Genomic DNA, 15,862 nt, shown 5'->3' with positions numbered 1-15,862 from the left:
GTGATTAAACAGAATACCAGTATAAAAGACAGTCAGGCGGCTAAACGTCGAAGAGCCATTTGGTCAGGGGAATTCCGTAGTCAACTTATCTTTGATTAAATTAAATACAAAGTGGAATCCCGCCCTGCTCGACCACCATAGCCAGTCGAAACACTAACATCCATATTAAAAGCAGTAAAAATAGCAATAATTCCCACAATTAGAATAAGAACACCAAACTCCTTCATCACTCAATCTCATTTTATAAATAAAATATCTTAGCTATTATTTACCTTTGAAAAAAGCAAAAGTAAATTTTAAAAACCTATATTTAGGTGCCAATCATAAAATAACGGCAATTATTATTCATTATGAGGTAAATCAATACTAACCATTTTTGGATACAACTTACATATCCCACTATTAAATGAGCTAATTAAGAGTCAGCCAATTAAGCCGCCAAATATTACATTAGCAAGCTCCTGAATATATTTCACATCCAATTATATTTACCAAACCACTTTAAAACAATCAATAAACCCAATAAATTAACCTCAAAAAAATATTAATTTTACAGATAAAACTGCCTGTAATACATCCCACCAAATAACTGCAATGATAAAAATATCATTATTAAATTACGACTACCTGAAAGAAAAGAGAGAAGTTATTGAATAATGGGAAAATAAACTGCTATCACTTTGAATAATAAGGGCCAAATGGCCCTATCATTATGCAGCCTTTACAATATAGTTAAATGCGATATTGCGAGGACGATTCTCTGGGGCTACAGGAACAACCCTTGACGCCAGAAATCCAAAGCCATATGGAGTATCCCCGTCAGAGACATTTAATGATTTGAAACTGCCATCTGAGGCTATTCCAAGAACTTGACTAGCATAAATAGCCCCTCTTGTTGCCAAATGATAGTTTGGCGCTATCATACCAGCGAATGAACCCTCAATATTTCTAATGGCATCCCCCTGAGAAGTTAAAATTCTACGGCCACTATCAACACCGCGTTTATCATCCCAACCTCGAATAAATTCCCCTCTTAAATCGGGCAATTTACCGTCAGGATAAGCTTCTGCTAACTTTGGGTACTGTAATTTATCAAAAGCTGAACCGTTACAAGTAAAATAGCCAGCAGGTGGATGAGGCAATGGCCAAGGAATAGGAGAACCAATAGGAACTTCACTGATTGTTTCAATTCGATTATCTGTATATTCACGTAATGAATTTACTATTTCCTGAGCAAGCTTTTGTGTAACTCCCAATGTATCACTATCACCAATCACATTTGTAAGCTGAACAACACCTTTTTGTGTTAATGAAGCATTGGGAATGTCTGTTGCAATTTTTTGTTCTAATGCTTGATTTAATTGTGCAGTAAGTTTGGCTATGTCCCCATTATCCAAAACCTCAGCGCCAGATTGTTCCGCAATAAAATTAGCTACAACAGATGATATTATTGATGATTGACGTAATACCTTATTTAGTACATGAGTAGAAACATTCTCTGGTGGAAACCCCGTCTGTAAATTCTGACTTTCTTCATATTTTTCTTGACTCACTACATTAGCATTATCACTAATAGAAAATGCTTTAAAATCATTTTTTTGATTCATATACCTTCCTTAAATAAAATAATACCATTTCATAATCAATATACTTAAATCAATATAAAAACAATCACCTTGCAACTCATGCCAATCAAAGTCTAGTTTAGAAAAAGAATAATGTGTTGTTCTTATTCCTTACAAGATTAATTAATTTTGTATGATTGATTACAATAAGCAATTCAATATCAATAAGTTATTAATCTCTCCCCTCTTTCATTTCTTACTGAAATTTTTTTATTCCAAGTTATAGACTGAATCTCTTTCAGTATCGTGGCTCTAACATCAACAAAACCATTGTATGAACGACCCGTTTATTCTGGCTATTGGCCGTTCCGGCATCTGAACATCAGACATTTGCAGAACGTCAACACGAATAAGTAATAGCTGGTATTTTTTCCATTCGAACAGAGAGGCTTTCTCTGACGACTTCTCAATCAACAGAGTTTTGTAGCAATGAGAGTGTTTCATTTGCTTGTTGTAACAATTCTGCTTGCTGTTGTTTTGCATCGTTGATTAGATGAAATTTTAATAGGTCTTTATCTTGAGGTTTTATTGTTTCAACTTATCGAACTGTTAGTTTCATATTTCTAGCATCCCTGTCCATCACAGCTATGGGGTACATTGGATAGATGCCAGTAAACAACAATGGAGATTGGTCAGGGATCTTTCTTTAATTTTATTGGGGAGGAGAGCGCAATACTGGCATATTAACATATTAATATTTAATAAATTAATTTTATTAAAAAAGTCACATACCCCCAGTTGTACCCCCACATTATTTTGCTACATCAAGTTTGGTCGGTTTTACGTAGAAATTAGATTTATAACTTTTTAATCATAACGTTAAAGCAAAAAAGCCATGAGATTTGGAAATGGTCAAATTTGGCTGCCATTTCACGCTCAAGGCTTCATATAAACATTTATCATTTTTACGAACTGGATCACAAATTAAAACGGGTTATTCCTGTGGTTTATCGCGAACCTTACGTTCAATTAACCAGCCATACATATCAAAGTAACGGCTAGGCCAGATTTCAGAGGGATGTATACCGAGATAATCCGCAATTATCCATTCGCCTTTAGGCCAGGGACGACTGAGAGTATTTGCTAATGTAGATGAACTGAGTCCCGACTCACGAGAAACTGCCGCTAAGGTTGTACCACGTTTGCGTAATGCGGCAATAATATCGGCCTGATGCCAGTCATTTTTAACATTATTATTCATTCCTGCTACCCCTTCCATTAATTAACATTGATGGTGGTGATTCAAGGCAGGGTTAGCAGACCGGGTAACTATGACCGGCGAGGCCGAAGCCTCCCCTGCCTGAATCACCATTGAAAGGGCGAATGCAGGCACACTGGTAAAACTTCTTACCAGTGTATAGTTACACAAGGCTGCTAAACCTTGACCATTGGTATTTGCCAATGGCGGGAATACTTTAACTGATTGTATTATCGGACTCATTAACCGAACGGCTAAGTTTAACGACTATAAACACGCTCAATATTCCGAATGCTTAATTCTTCAATCAGCCTGTTCATCAAATTTCCTTACTTATACCTGACAACATGCAATCTCTGGCGCGCGACAATTCGGACAAAACAGAAAATACCTGCTTTGTCCTTGACGAATATCTGTGCGCCAGAGTGAACGCAAGTTGAGGTATTACGGGGTATCGGTTGAGTACTTAGTACTGCCGCCTGCGTTTGCAGGTCATCCCCACCGGCTAAAAGCCAGCCTCGATATCGTCAAGTTCTCCCTTTTCAATCTAAAAATGCAGTGTCAGATTCACTGGGTAGTTAATCAGGCTAGAGCCTATCAGGGTTGCGTGGTGCTTTGGCTGCGGCGTCACTTTCAGCGGTAACCCGCCAAAAGTGACGCCTTGAGTTCCTCGAACTGTCAACAAAAACTGCGCAAATGTTGAAATGCCAACAGGCATAGCAAAACGCAGCCAGATTCAGTATCAAACTGTCGTCATGTTAATGGATTAGCTGTAGAGAAATTATCTGTCGAATAATTCAAACAGGGATAGATAAAAGTATGAGCGGATGTGCAAAAGCCATCCTGTTGTTCATTGAAGATAAATAGGATTTATGTTGATTTGAAATGCCAGTGTATGAACCCACGTTCAATACATTTCGGTAACAAGATAAAGATATCCTTTTGGGTTATCTATTAGTTTAAAAGAGACCTTCATTACCAGACAAGGGGTTTATGTCTGACAATATCTGCTTCCAAAGGTGGGCAAATGTACCGCAATTTTTGCTCTCTCTTTCAGGCTACGAGAGTTTTATTTCGCCACCCGAAGGCGATCCTGACAGGCGATGGATCATTGGTGTAAGTGGAATATTAGCGGCTGTGGTGAGTAGGGTCAACAACTTATGTTGTGGGTTAATTGAAATTTAATCCGTTAAATGTAACTTCATAATAAAACTAGTTTTTTCAGTCTAATCTAACTCATTTTAGCCCCATTGTGTGTTGGTGCAACTGATTGAGTTATATCGGTAACCTATTTTTTACCTGAATTTTAGATAAGGAATTCAGATAACTGCATAGTGGCACTAAAACGGAAAGTACGACACTGGTGAAACGGGTATAACTGAGAGAGTTGGGAAGTTATGATTGTGATATTTCCAGGCTACTCATAGAAAATTTTAACATTACGGTAATATATACCTTTTCATAATACTAAGAGTATCAATAGTGATTTTACCTTATCCCGCGCGATGAACGGGATAAGGAATACATCTATTATTTAAAAAAACATTTAATATTTTTAGGCGATATAAGTGAGTTTATTGACTATGTAATAACTAATATTTAGTCATTAATAATAGTCATACTTTTTATTATTCCTCTAATAAATACGATATAAGCATTATGTTTATAACGTAAAGATTTTAAATTAATATTCAACTAGTGAGGGGGTAATAAAATAAATTTTTTATTTTTACTTTAATTAATATATATTCAGTTTGCACTTTTATTTAAAGTGCTTTAATTAAATACCACTAATATCATTGAGGATGTAAATTATGAAAACCAAACAACCTTTAATTAAAACTTACGGATCATTTGTTTCCATTACTCTGCGTAAAAAATCTTCACCCGGTGATGGCACTCACGCTCGTGGGATCCGTCGCGGATAAGTATTGAAAGCGGAGATAAATAGGTAGCGCGTAAATTATAATCCTATTTATCTCCTATTGTTAATTAAATTTAATCTTATATTTTGGTTTATATTTAATATGAATAAAGAACATAAGGCTTTTATCAAGAAAAATAATGTCATATCCACCATTTTAGATGAGGATGAAATAGTGGTATTAGATAAAGATAGTGATGTGTATATTGGATTAGTTGGTGCGGCGAAAGATGTTTGGAGTTGTAAGTCTGAAATTATTTCATTTCCTGATGTTATCAAAGAATTGAAAATAGATGATGATATCGATATAGAAAATATAAAAGAAGCCTTTCATTTATTGGAAAAAGAGGGATTGATACTAGAATATGTTATCTAATGAAATAAAGATGCTATTAAATATGCACAAATTTATAAAGGCAATGAGCTTTTTAGAGAATAGCTCATTGGTTTATACAAAATTAAGTATCCAGTTCTATAAAGATTATTTAGGGAAAAATAAAAAATGTAATGCATTTGATTTTAACAAAAAAGTTTTTTTTATAAAATTTTTTTTGAAAATGATGCATGATAAAAATGGCATGTATAAAGAAGATAGTACGTGTTATACATTATCATTATGTATACAGCTATATTTATATTCAAATGGGTATGATTCAGATTTGATTTATGGATTGACAAAGGTTGATCAAAGAATATTTGGTCATGCGTGGGTTAAACTAAAAAGCTTAAATTCGAATAAAGAAATATTATTTAATCCGGGTAGGGTGGACCTAAAAGAAATGCAGGTTATTGATTCAAAAAACATGGCAGAGGATTTATTAAAATATGTCTTTAAATAAAAATAAATCATTTTGGATTGTGACTAATCTAGAGCATTCTAATGCTAAAAATTATATCCATAATTTAAAAGGTTTCTATGATAATTTGTATGATAGTCACGACTTCATCAGTTTTTCAGAGAAAAATAACAACTGTATCATTATATCTTCAAAAGTTAATCCACCTCTTATTTTTTTTAAAGGTCAAAAAATTATTTTAGATGGATGGATAAAAGAAGAGGGTTTAAGTTCTGTTATCGCGGGCAGAAAAAACAATGAAATATATGGGGAATTTTCTCTGGTGTATTTTAATGATGAAGGTTTGAATTTTGTTACTGATTTTTATTCATCAATACCCATTTATTATTTTTTTTACAAAAATAGTTATATCATAACCAATGATATAAGAGCAATTATAGTACATACTGACTTTTCAATAGATGTGAATTTTGAATCAGTGTTGTATCATTTGGGAAATGATATTGCTGTTGGAGAAAATGAATTGCCAGATAATAGTACTTTCTTTATGAATGTAAAAAAAATACCTAAAGGAAGTAAGTTAACAATAAAAAATAGTAAGTTCTCGATACAAGAAATTATTGATTATCATTTTGAAATTGATCCATCAAAAATGATTAAAAAAGATTTTGCCAGTCAGTTTAAAGAAAAATTTAGAGAATCAACAAGAGACAGAATGAACAATGGATTAACAGCAATTCATTTTAGTGGTGGTTTAGATTCAGGTAGTGTGCTAGCAACAGCAATGGAAAATAATTTAGACTATTTTTGCGTTAATATTAGTTTTAAAAATAATGACTTAATGTATAGCCAAGATTCAGAAATAGTCAATAAAGTATCAAAATACCTGAAAAAACCATCTTATATTTTATGGGCTGATAATACGTTAAGGTTTCAAAACGATTTAATAGATAATGACCCTCTAATCTATATTGATGGCCCGGAACCTCGCTCGAACAGTTTAGCATGCCTGCAATTAGATCAGCTTATAAATGAGTTAGGCGCTGTTCAGGCAATAACCGGGGAGTCCGGTGATGTGATCTTAGGTGAGCAGTTCGATGAAGTTATATTAGATTCTTTAATAAAGTCTGGTTATGCTAGAAATGCGTTTGAACTGTTCAGTACCATTAATAAAAAGAAAAAAATATCACCCTATAACATAAGTTATTATACGGATTTTTATAATTTATTTTTATCTAAATTTAATAGTCGGTTGGCAAAGAGTACATATTTAAAGACGCAGTGGAAAGATGAGATAATTAAAATCCCAAAGTATATTTATCAATCAAAAAACTTTTCAAATAATAAACTATATAGTGATAAATATAAAAAAATGTTGGACGGGCATAGATTTGCATTAGATTTTTTATGGCCAAAAGCGAGATATTTTGACTCTTTGAGTTTAAATAGTTTTATGACACACCCATTCTTAGATTTAAGATTGGTTGATTTTATTTTAAAAATACCTCCTCATGAACATTTATATCTGGAATCAATAAAATATGGTTCATATTATTCAAGTAAAAAATTAGCCAGAGAGTCATTTAGAAAAATATTACCTGAAATATTTAAATTTAAAAAAGAAAAAACCTCATATGAGGGAATGGCAAAAAAAATATTACTGAATTCTAAATTAGGTTTGAAAGAATTGTTTTTTTCTTCTGCTGATTGCTTAGTTTATGCGATGGGTTTGGTTGACAGAAAAAAATTTATCGAAGCCCTGACTATTTACCTGCTAAAAGCTGAAGATGTAAACTCAACGTTTGATGTAAATTATCAGTTTATACATAGTGTTATAACTCTTGAAATATGGTTGAGGAATATTACTATGGAAAAAAATAAACTCATTTCTCGTATTAAACCCACAAAGATCAAAATAAAAATTGATGTTGAGAAGATTAATTAATTATGAAAAAATCCTTAATACTCAAAAATGTTTTTTCAATTTTATTGAATGGAAAAAAAAGATATTTAATATTAATTATTCTTTTTCAAATCACATTAGGGGTTTTACCTGCAATAGTTTTATATTTAATGGGTTATGCAGTTAATAGTTTAAATAATGCAAGTTTATATTTATTAATAATATTTTTCCTCTGCATTTTAATTGTATTTACTGAAATAATTGAAATTATTGAAGCTGTTATGTCAAGCATATTGAGTGATTTTGCTAAAAAAAATGTAAAAAGTATTTTGATCGAAAAATCATCATCACCTGATAGTATAAATCATCTTAATGAAACTGATTTTCAAAATAACTTTTATTTAACTGAATCAAAAATAGATCATATAGCCGATTTTATTGGTGATTTATCGCAATTTATGACAGGATTGATCAGTATAATTTCAATTTCCACCTTACTATTTAGTTTGGATTGGTGGATCCCTTTTACTATTATCATAGGTATGTTTCCTATTATTTATGCAAGATTTAAAGCGGAGTCTAAAATTTGGGAAATTGAAACTCAGTTTTCTCCAGAGTTTAGTTCTATATCCAAATATTATGAGTATTTAACCAGAGTTGAACCATCGTATTCCATAAGAGTTGATAATTTTAGAAAGCTTTTATTTTCAAAGTGGGATTATATCTATAATTCTATTCTAAATAGAGTTTTTAAAGAAAGATTAAAAGGAATATTGTTTTTAATTTTTTGTTCCATTCCGGGATTATTTTTATTGATTTTCACCCTATATCAAACAAGAGAGAGTATTAATCCTACACCTGGAAATTTAATGATTATATTTGGTTCTATTATACAAATTCGTACTAGTTTGACGATGCTTATCGCCAACTTTTCACAGCTTATTTATGGTTTTTTATCAACCTCATCTCTTAGTAATATGGTTAATTTAAATTATAAATATAATAATATAGAGAGTGTGGGTGAAGAGAAATACATTATAATAATGAAAGATGTTGGTTTTTCGTATCACGAAAGCAGAGGGCGGGTTTTAAATGAAATTAATTTTATATTTAAAAAAAATACCACATATATTCTTGATGGAAAAAATGGAAGTGGGAAAAGCACATTTGCTAATATAGTTAGCGGGTTATATGCAAACTTTTCAGGTAATATTTTTTCAAGTATTTCTCACCATAAAATACTTTATATTTCGCAAAACCTTAAACCTTTGCCTATTAATTTAAGAGAATTTATTGATCCTTTTAATAAATTCAGTGATGGTGATATTTTAAAATCATTACAAAAGTTTGAATTGGGTTTTATTTCTGAATCTTATTTTAATTATCATTTAATTGAAGGATTTGAACACTTTTTGAAATTATCTGGCGGGCAGTGGCAGAGGCTTTTAATGGCTAAATTACATTTGAATTATTTAAATTATGAACTAATTATATTAGATGAAATAAACTCATCGTTAGATTCAAATGGTGATAATTTACTTTACATGCTTATAAACTATTTGAATTCAAAAACAACTTTAATTATTATTAGCCATAAAAAAATATCAGCCCATTTGACTGGACATTTCATTAACATTGATTTATTGGCAAAATAGGAAAATACAATGGTATTAAAAGTGAAAAAATTTACTGAAGATGAATACAATAACTATGCGGAATGGTTCAATGATGAAAGTATCTCAAGGTTTTTAGGGGAAATTGATACTGAGTGGTTGGATTATGTTTTAAATGCTGTTGAGATATCTCAGTTGTCATTTTATGATGATAATAGGTTTATTGGTGTGGTCGGGATTTACTTACCCAATCCTGAACATAACTATTACACAATACTTGATTTCGCTATTAATCCTATTGCCCAAAAACAGGGGTATGGCACTGCGATTATTCATTATTTAATGAACTCTGATGACTATAAAGAAACGAATATTTGGAAAGCCATAGTCTCTCTGGATAATAAAAATGCCCGTTCATTTTTTAAAACAAATGGGTGGAAATATGAAGGTTTTGAAGATGATGATTACATTAAAATTTTATTTAAAAAATAATTTCTTTAATATTGTTACTTTCTTACTGATTATTTTATTTGGCTCGTTTGTAAATAATAGTTATGCGTCATCAAAAGAAAATCATATTAACACTCTTCTCATTTATATCATAGGTGGTGATATGGAATCTGATTTCCAAATGGCTACCGATGATATTCAAGAAATACTTTCCGCTAAAAAGCCGGATAATTTAAATGTGATAATTCAAACAGGTGGTGCTTTGAAATGGCATTTATCGCAAATTAAAAAAAATAACATTCAGAGATGGAAAGTTACTAATAATCAGCTGGTCTTAATAGAACAGCTTCCTAATGCAAATATGGATAAGCCTGATGCTTTATCTTCTTTTATTAAATGGGGGATAGGGTACTCTCCATCTGATTCCTATTATATGTTATTTTGGGGGCATGGTTTAGGCGCGGCAGGGGGGTATGGTGGTGATGAGAATTATGGTAATAAAAAAATGAGTATAAATGACATTTTCCTTGCATTTAAAAATGCGGATTTAAAACAAAATAATTTTGAAATCATTGGCTTCGATAATTGTAAAATGGCAAGTCTTGAAATAGCTTATATTCTTAAATCTTATGGAAAGTATTTGGTTAGTTCAGTAGATTACACCCATAAAAATGGATGGAATTACAAAGATATTATTGAATCATTTGGTTTATATTCTTCTTCAGAAGCCATTGCAGCAAAAATTTTATCATCTTACGTAGAACAATCTATCACTCAAAATGAAGCTACCGATGATATTCAAGGCTCTGTGATAAATTTGAGTCAAATAAATGATGTTGCTGAATCTGTTGGAAACATATTTCATAAATTATCTTCTCATATAAAAGATATAGACTATTTTGATAAAATATATAATGCAAGAAAGGCGACGGAAGACTATGAAGATGAGGCGAATATGGTTGATCTCTATGATTTTATAAAAAATATCAAAATGGAATATCCTCATTCAATTTCTGATGCAGATTTAATTTTATTAGAAAATACGATCAGTAAATCAATTTTATTGAATATCAAGACGCCTGAACATCTAAAAGGCAAAGGCATATCAATATATTTTCCTTTCCATAATGTATGTGATTACCCTGAATATATAGAAAAGTATTTTAAAAACAGCCGCTTTTTCTCTATGGATTATAGAGAAAGTATTTATGAATATATTTCCAGGAGTGATAAATTAAAATGTAATAAAGCTATTTTTAATGTCAACTAGTAGTTAATCCAATCTATTAATTCAAATTCAAGATATCAGGTTTATCATGGTGTTACTGATTGGTATTACTGATTGGTATTACTGATTGGTATTACTGATTGCCGGCCATTTTTACGCCGTTAATCAGCAATGGCATTGAGAATGGCGATAATTGTCAATATAACTTTTCATAATTATGAGAGTTTCATATTTCCTATTCCTTTCCAACGGTAATCCTCCCATTTTTCATGGAGGTTAAAAGTAGAATTTAAGCAGCGCGTAGTAAATGCTGCTTTGGGGTATAACCCCCTAATGCCATATTGGGCCTTTCATGATTATAAAACCACTGCCATTTTGTTGCAGCATCTTGTAATTCACTCAAAGAGGTAAATAAATATTGCCCTAACCAGTCATAGCGCACCGTTCGATTATAACGCTCAACATAGGCATTCTGTTGCGGCTTCCCAGGTTGGATAAAATTCAGCTGGATTTGATGTTGCTTCGCCCAGGCCTGAAATTCTGTGCTGGTATATTCGGGACCGTTATCACAACGAATTGACATTGGCTTGCCCCGCCATTCTATCACCTGCTCCAACGTCCGTATGACACGGTGACTGGGTAAGGAAAAATCCACCTCAATAACCAGTGCTTCACGATTAAAATCATCAATGATATTAAGCAAACGCACTGAGCGTCCATCCGATAACTGATCGTGCATAAAGTCCATTGACCAGCCTTCATTGGGAGCCTCAGGGACTTTCAACGGTTCAGGTTTTTCGCGTTTTAAGCGTTTTTTGGGTTTTATGCGTTTGTTCAGAGCCAGTTCACAATAAATCCGGTAAACACGTTTATGGTTCCAAAGAAAGCCTTTCACATTACGTAGGTACAGGTAGCAAAGCCCGAATCCCCAGTTACGTTGTCGTTCTGTTATCGTGAGTAACCAATCCGCAATCAGCTGATTTTCTGAAGATAACTGAACCTTATAATAATAACAGCTTTCACTGATCCTAAAGAGCCGACATGCCCGGCGAATGCTAATGGACTTATGCTCAACCGCGTCTTTTGCCATCTGCCGACGTTGAGCGGGCTTTACCACTTTTTTGCCATAGCCTCCTGAATAATCTCGGCTTTTAACCGCTCTTCAGCATACATCTTTTTAAGGCGTCGATTATCTTCTTCCAGTTCTTTCAAGCGGGTCATCAAAGAGGCATCCATTCCGCCGTACTTGGCCCGCCATTTGTAAAAACTGGCGCTGCTTATGCCATGTTCACGGCACAGTTCTGGAATGGGCGTACCAGCTTCAGCCTGTTTCAGAATGGCTAAGATCTGACTGTTGGTAAAACGTGACTTTTTCATAAGATTTCAATCTCCTCTGATACTTTAAGCGTATGAGAAAATTCTACTTATGAACACTCCGGTATTTAGGGGGATTACCAGTTCCTTCTACCACTTCATATGTCATGATTTTACCCAATAATTTTATTTAATAAGATTTCTGTCAAACTTTGTGGAGAACTTTCTTTTTCAAAATGCTCTATTTCAAGTTTTACACACTTATGGCCTGTTATTGATGTAAACATGACTTTATTTTCTTGGTTAAACTCACCATTAAGGACTGAACCATCATCAAGCGTGGCAATACATTTTATGCCGCAATAATCAATATCAGGGGCAACACTAAAACCAATCCATTTTTTTGTTTCTGAGAGTAATTCCTGCGGTTCTGTTTTTCCTGAAGAGGGTGCTGTATTTTGATAACTATCAGGAATGGAGGGAATAAAATTTGCTCCGCAAGGACAAATACTCTGGCTATCTAAAGTTCCTGCCAGTTTAATCCCCATATCAAAAAAGCAACTCACACCACCTACGATAGAAAAGTTGCCTGAGTAGTTTCCACAAGTAACAAGGGAACCTTCTACCGCTGCCTGCCGTCCATAAAATGTAATATTACTGGTTCCTGTAAGGATTGTTCCTTTACAGCTTGTCTTATCCCCTACAGTCAAAAAGTGTCCTATAGCCATACTTCTTTCTCCCTATCTCGATACAATTTTATACTGATAGAACAATTTATGAACGCCATGATATACCAGAAAATTTTAAGCATTCCACTATGAACAAGGATTATTCAATAAAAATGTGATAATTATCAGTTTTAATATAAAATCAAATAATTACATGCTTTAAATTTAAAGTAATACAACAAATTAAATTCACACTGACGCGCTGCGCTTGTCTTCTCCGAGTTACCGGGCTAATGCATTAACCCAGTAACTCGGAGATCTGAAAGATCACCAGCCAAAGAAAACATTTTTCCTACCCCCCTCCCTATTAAAGAATTATGGATAAAACTGTTCACCTTTGAATAATTTTATTTAAATTCATATTGTTAAAGGGTGATGAGTTGAAATTAAACTCTTCACCCAACCGTTCACCTCCAACTAGAAAAAAGGTGAACAGTGATGAATAGTTGTGAACAGTTTAAAAATAACTATTCACCCTATAATACTTTGATATATTTGGTTTAAATCATAGGGTGAACAGTGGTGAACACTTTTTTATATTTCTTTGAAAAATATCTGTAATCAGAAAAAAATTATTCTTCTGGCAGGCTATTTCTTGTCAGTTTCGGCATCCATTCGATAGCGGTATCACGATTCAGGCTCAGATTGCTACGAATACCCTGTTTACTTTTCTTGCGTAAATATTGCTGGCTGTATTCTGCCAACGCGCCCGGCATATCCATGCCAAAACGAGTCACGGAAACAGGTTTATTCAGGTTATTGCCTTTCATATAAGCAAGGTAGGCGTGATAAAGGTACTTACGAGGGTTGAACGGCATAATTTCCGCATTGCCGATTAACAAGCCGTCAGCTTCATGGGAAGCAATAAGATAACCGCAAAAATCGACCAGTGGATCTGTACCGCGTTTGATATCCAGCGCCTCCGCAGATTTCTGTTGCTCTGCCAGTAAACGCCTCGCTGATTGTGGATCAGCAAATCGATGCAGCAAATGCCGGATAATCACGGGCAATTCTGCTGCGATTTTATCCCGCAGGAGTGGATCACGTTCATTCTCTGGTACAACTTCGGAAAAGTTGAAAATCACGCGACGTCGTGACACTCCACCACTGCGATCACTGAAACTCATGGCATTATTATTTACTGCCAGTACAACAGCAGGAATACGGGTTGAATAGGGTTGTTTATGCTTCGGATCAATAGCAACTTCATCACCGCCTGTAATCGCCTTGATGCCGGAACCGTCACCCATATAGCGAGTTTGGTCTGGCAGGATAATCAGCGAATAGCCGACAATCAACGCCCGTTCCCGTGGATTTTCCAGTGCAGCCATACTTGCGGAAACAGTATTTCCTTTACCTGCCAGCATTGAACAAATTTCGGCAAAGATGCTTTTGCCACTGCCTCCAGCTCCGGTGACTTCCAAAAAAAGTTGCCAGTCATAACGGTTCGCCAGCACCATAAACAGCGCCGCTAGTACTCTATATGCTTTGTTTTCACAGTTGGCAGTTGTTTGATTAAGCCATCGCCAGAACTGTGGCGCGTGATCTTGCAGGGTTTCCCCCGAAACAGGGGAATTGAATTCAACGTCATTGGCAAGCAATAGCCAGTCATTTTTGCGGTGAGGCCGGAACTGACAGGCTTTTAGGTCAAATACGCCATTACTGAATCCGATTAAGTGGCGTTCAGGTGTTTGCATCATGGGAAGCTGTAATTTCAGGGCATCCACGGCTGAACTAATACCATGCGGTGAATACGGTAATTTATCTTCCATAAAGGCAGCGACCATTTCCCGCCTTAAATCACGGTCACTGACCGGACGCCAGATAATACCGTCATAGTGATGAACCGTTTCCGAAGCACTATCTAGTGCCAGATCACCGTTATAACGTGCCAGCAATACTTCCCCGCGCTGGCTGGCTCCCATCTGGCATAGTGTCAATTTTGCATGCTCGGCATCATTATTAAGCTGAATGGCTGCTTTTTTCTTGGTTAATGCTGGCTGATAAAGCCCCTGAGCAAAGACTTGTTGTGCTATTTCCACGCCGTGTTGCTGGCGATAATCGTCCCAATCAGCTTTATACTCTGTAGGCGGTAACGTTACCCATCCGCTGATCGCTATGGCGGTTTTCTCTGCTGCAACCTTGCCTATATTCTTTTTCAGCCTGCTATTTTTGTCTCGTTCTTCCGGTTCGTGCCAGTCGTTATCGGCGGCAATGATGATTTTCGCCTTTGGATATTGCGCTCTAACCTGCTCGGCAACAATCAATAGATTACTTTCATCAATCGCTGCCAATACCACGCCTTTATATAGTTGACTGACAGTTAAAGCTGTAGCGTAACCCTCGGTAATGATGATTGTGTCTGGCGTTCCGGTAATCTCAGTGATCGGAATAAAACTGCCTTTTTTCTGCGAACCGGAAACAAGACGTTTTTCGCCGTCCGGCTTGATGGTCTGTGCGCCCATGATTGTGCCGCCCAGCGTTTGAGTCACCAGCAATAAAGAACCGTCTTTTAACAATCGCTGATTGGAACATTGCAGCCCCTTTTTCATCAGATATTGAGATTCACCCGTAACAGCAGTAGCAACCAATGCAGTGATGCGTTCTGCGATTGGTTTAGCGCTATGATTTGGAGTGTTAGTTGGCTTGGGTTCTGGCAAAGGCAATGCCTGCGCATCTGCAACAACTTTTGCAGCCTTAAAAACCGAAACTCCTTTGGTTTTTGCCACTAAATCCAGCCCATCACCATAGTTCGGAGCATCACATTGGCGACAATGCCAGTTGCCATAATGGTGATCGTCGATAAAGTGGAAACGGTCAGTGCCACCGCAGATAGGGCAAGCACCATGTTTACCCTTTGCCGGAATATCAATACCACAGGCAGGTAGCAGATTTTCCCAGTGATACATGGCGGATTTTTTTACAGTTTTGATAAGTTCGAGCGGTTTTTGTTCGTCTGTTTTATCTGAAGATGTAAATTTAGGGTGAGTTTGGTTAGACTGTGTATCAGCCATCATCGTTACCTCATTTAACGGTTTGGTCAGACGCCTCAGATGTGTACCAGCACACTGAGGCGTTGCTT

At 35.0% G+C, this 15,862-nt stretch carries 17 protein-coding genes and 1 pseudogene; 7 read left to right on the top strand and 11 right to left on the bottom strand.

Annotation, left to right across the window (positions count from 1 at the left end):
- Nucleotides 1–95: 95 nt before the first annotated feature.
- The 8 genes and pseudogenes from EAE90_RS24225 to EAE90_RS24635 form a co-directional block, all read right to left on the bottom strand.
- On the bottom strand, nucleotides 96–227 hold the full coding sequence (locus EAE90_RS24225) for a hypothetical protein (RefSeq protein WP_281422320.1): 132 nt from the start codon (nucleotides 225–227) through the stop codon (nucleotides 96–98).
- Nucleotides 228–710: 483 nt separating this feature from the next.
- A complete protein-coding gene (locus EAE90_RS05885) occupies nucleotides 711–1,607 on the bottom strand; it encodes a phage tail protein (protein WP_214052703.1) in 897 nt (298 codons plus the stop codon).
- Between the two features lie 276 nt (nucleotides 1,608–1,883).
- Nucleotides 1,884–2,069 (bottom strand): tail fiber assembly protein, encoded by a 186-nt coding sequence (locus tag EAE90_RS05880; protein WP_246550394.1) that lies wholly within the window; start codon nucleotides 2,067–2,069, stop codon nucleotides 1,884–1,886.
- Nucleotides 2,032–2,115 carry a hypothetical protein gene (locus EAE90_RS24440; protein ID WP_339920873.1) on the bottom strand — a complete coding sequence of 28 codons (84 nt, stop codon included), beginning with the start codon at nucleotides 2,113–2,115 and terminating at the stop codon, nucleotides 2,032–2,034. The genes EAE90_RS05880 and EAE90_RS24440 overlap by 38 nt, the downstream gene beginning before the upstream one ends.
- 444 nt (nucleotides 2,116–2,559) lie before the next feature.
- Nucleotides 2,560–2,826, bottom strand: coding sequence for a helix-turn-helix domain-containing protein (locus tag EAE90_RS05875; protein ID WP_214052702.1), 267 nt, complete (start codon nucleotides 2,824–2,826; stop codon nucleotides 2,560–2,562).
- A gap of 21 nt (nucleotides 2,827–2,847) precedes the next feature.
- Complete coding sequence (locus tag EAE90_RS05870) at nucleotides 2,848–3,066, bottom strand: hypothetical protein (protein WP_214052701.1); 219 nt, start codon at nucleotides 3,064–3,066, stop codon at nucleotides 2,848–2,850.
- A 304-nt stretch (nucleotides 3,067–3,370) separates the two neighbouring features.
- Nucleotides 3,371–3,541 (bottom strand): hypothetical protein, encoded by a 171-nt coding sequence (locus EAE90_RS05865; protein ID WP_214052700.1) that lies wholly within the window; start codon nucleotides 3,539–3,541, stop codon nucleotides 3,371–3,373.
- Nucleotides 3,542–4,134: 593 nt separating this feature from the next.
- Nucleotides 4,135–4,238 (bottom strand): annotated as a pseudogene (locus tag EAE90_RS24635) (IS982 family transposase); the annotation flags it as partial.
- Between the two features lie 399 nt (nucleotides 4,239–4,637).
- Here EAE90_RS24635 and EAE90_RS24630 point away from each other — a divergent pair.
- From EAE90_RS24630 to EAE90_RS05835, 7 genes are all read left to right on the top strand, one after another.
- Nucleotides 4,638–4,751 (top strand): lariocidin family lasso peptide, encoded by a 114-nt coding sequence (locus EAE90_RS24630; protein WP_425516831.1) that lies wholly within the window; start codon nucleotides 4,638–4,640, stop codon nucleotides 4,749–4,751.
- A 99-nt stretch (nucleotides 4,752–4,850) separates the two neighbouring features.
- Nucleotides 4,851–5,123 (top strand): hypothetical protein, encoded by a 273-nt coding sequence (locus EAE90_RS05860; protein WP_214052699.1) that lies wholly within the window; start codon nucleotides 4,851–4,853, stop codon nucleotides 5,121–5,123.
- Nucleotides 5,113–5,586 carry a lasso peptide biosynthesis protein gene (locus EAE90_RS05855; RefSeq protein WP_214052698.1) on the top strand — a complete coding sequence of 158 codons (474 nt, stop codon included), beginning with the start codon at nucleotides 5,113–5,115 and terminating at the stop codon, nucleotides 5,584–5,586. The genes EAE90_RS05860 and EAE90_RS05855 overlap by 11 nt, the downstream gene beginning before the upstream one ends.
- Nucleotides 5,573–7,489, top strand: a complete 1,917-nt coding sequence (locus EAE90_RS05850) for an asparagine synthase-related protein (RefSeq protein ID WP_214052697.1) — start codon at nucleotides 5,573–5,575, stop codon at nucleotides 7,487–7,489. Before EAE90_RS05855 ends, EAE90_RS05850 begins: the two co-directional genes overlap by 14 nt.
- 2 nt (nucleotides 7,490–7,491) lie before the next feature.
- Nucleotides 7,492–9,102: an ATP-binding cassette domain-containing protein gene (locus EAE90_RS05845; protein ID WP_214052696.1), complete on the top strand. Its 1,611-nt coding sequence runs from the start codon at nucleotides 7,492–7,494 to the stop codon at nucleotides 9,100–9,102.
- Between the two features lie 9 nt (nucleotides 9,103–9,111).
- Nucleotides 9,112–9,552 (top strand): GNAT family N-acetyltransferase, encoded by a 441-nt coding sequence (locus EAE90_RS05840; protein WP_214052695.1) that lies wholly within the window; start codon nucleotides 9,112–9,114, stop codon nucleotides 9,550–9,552.
- Nucleotides 9,518–10,780: a clostripain-related cysteine peptidase gene (locus tag EAE90_RS05835; RefSeq protein WP_214052694.1), complete on the top strand. Its 1,263-nt coding sequence runs from the start codon at nucleotides 9,518–9,520 to the stop codon at nucleotides 10,778–10,780. The genes EAE90_RS05840 and EAE90_RS05835 overlap by 35 nt, the downstream gene beginning before the upstream one ends.
- A gap of 247 nt (nucleotides 10,781–11,027) precedes the next feature.
- Here the strand turns inward: EAE90_RS05835 and EAE90_RS05830 are convergent.
- The 3 genes from EAE90_RS05830 to EAE90_RS05820 all read right to left on the bottom strand — a co-directional run bounded on the left by EAE90_RS05830 (nucleotide 11,028) and on the right by EAE90_RS05820 (nucleotide 15,794).
- Nucleotides 11,028–12,115, bottom strand: a protein-coding gene (locus EAE90_RS05830) for an IS3 family transposase (protein WP_214052693.1) whose coding sequence is annotated in 2 segments (ribosomal slippage) — nucleotides 11,028–11,863 and nucleotides 11,863–12,115 — 1,089 coding nt in all. Because the reading frame shifts where the segments join, the coding sequence is not laid out codon by codon here.
- Nucleotides 12,116–12,225: 110 nt separating this feature from the next.
- A complete protein-coding gene (locus EAE90_RS24435; protein WP_214052692.1) occupies nucleotides 12,226–12,780 on the bottom strand; it encodes a PAAR domain-containing protein in 555 nt (184 codons plus the stop codon).
- A 572-nt stretch (nucleotides 12,781–13,352) separates the two neighbouring features.
- Nucleotides 13,353–15,794, bottom strand: coding sequence for a DUF5906 domain-containing protein (locus EAE90_RS05820; RefSeq protein WP_422615979.1), 2,442 nt, complete (start codon nucleotides 15,792–15,794; stop codon nucleotides 13,353–13,355).
- Nucleotides 15,795–15,862 lie beyond the last annotated feature (68 nt).

Source organism: Photorhabdus caribbeanensis, from assembly GCF_018448885.1.
In the GTDB taxonomy this organism is placed as follows: domain Bacteria; phylum Pseudomonadota; class Gammaproteobacteria; order Enterobacterales; family Enterobacteriaceae; genus Photorhabdus; species Photorhabdus caribbeanensis.
The sequence above is the reverse complement of the archived record's forward strand: the minus strand, read 5'-3'. Positions and strand labels throughout refer to the sequence as shown.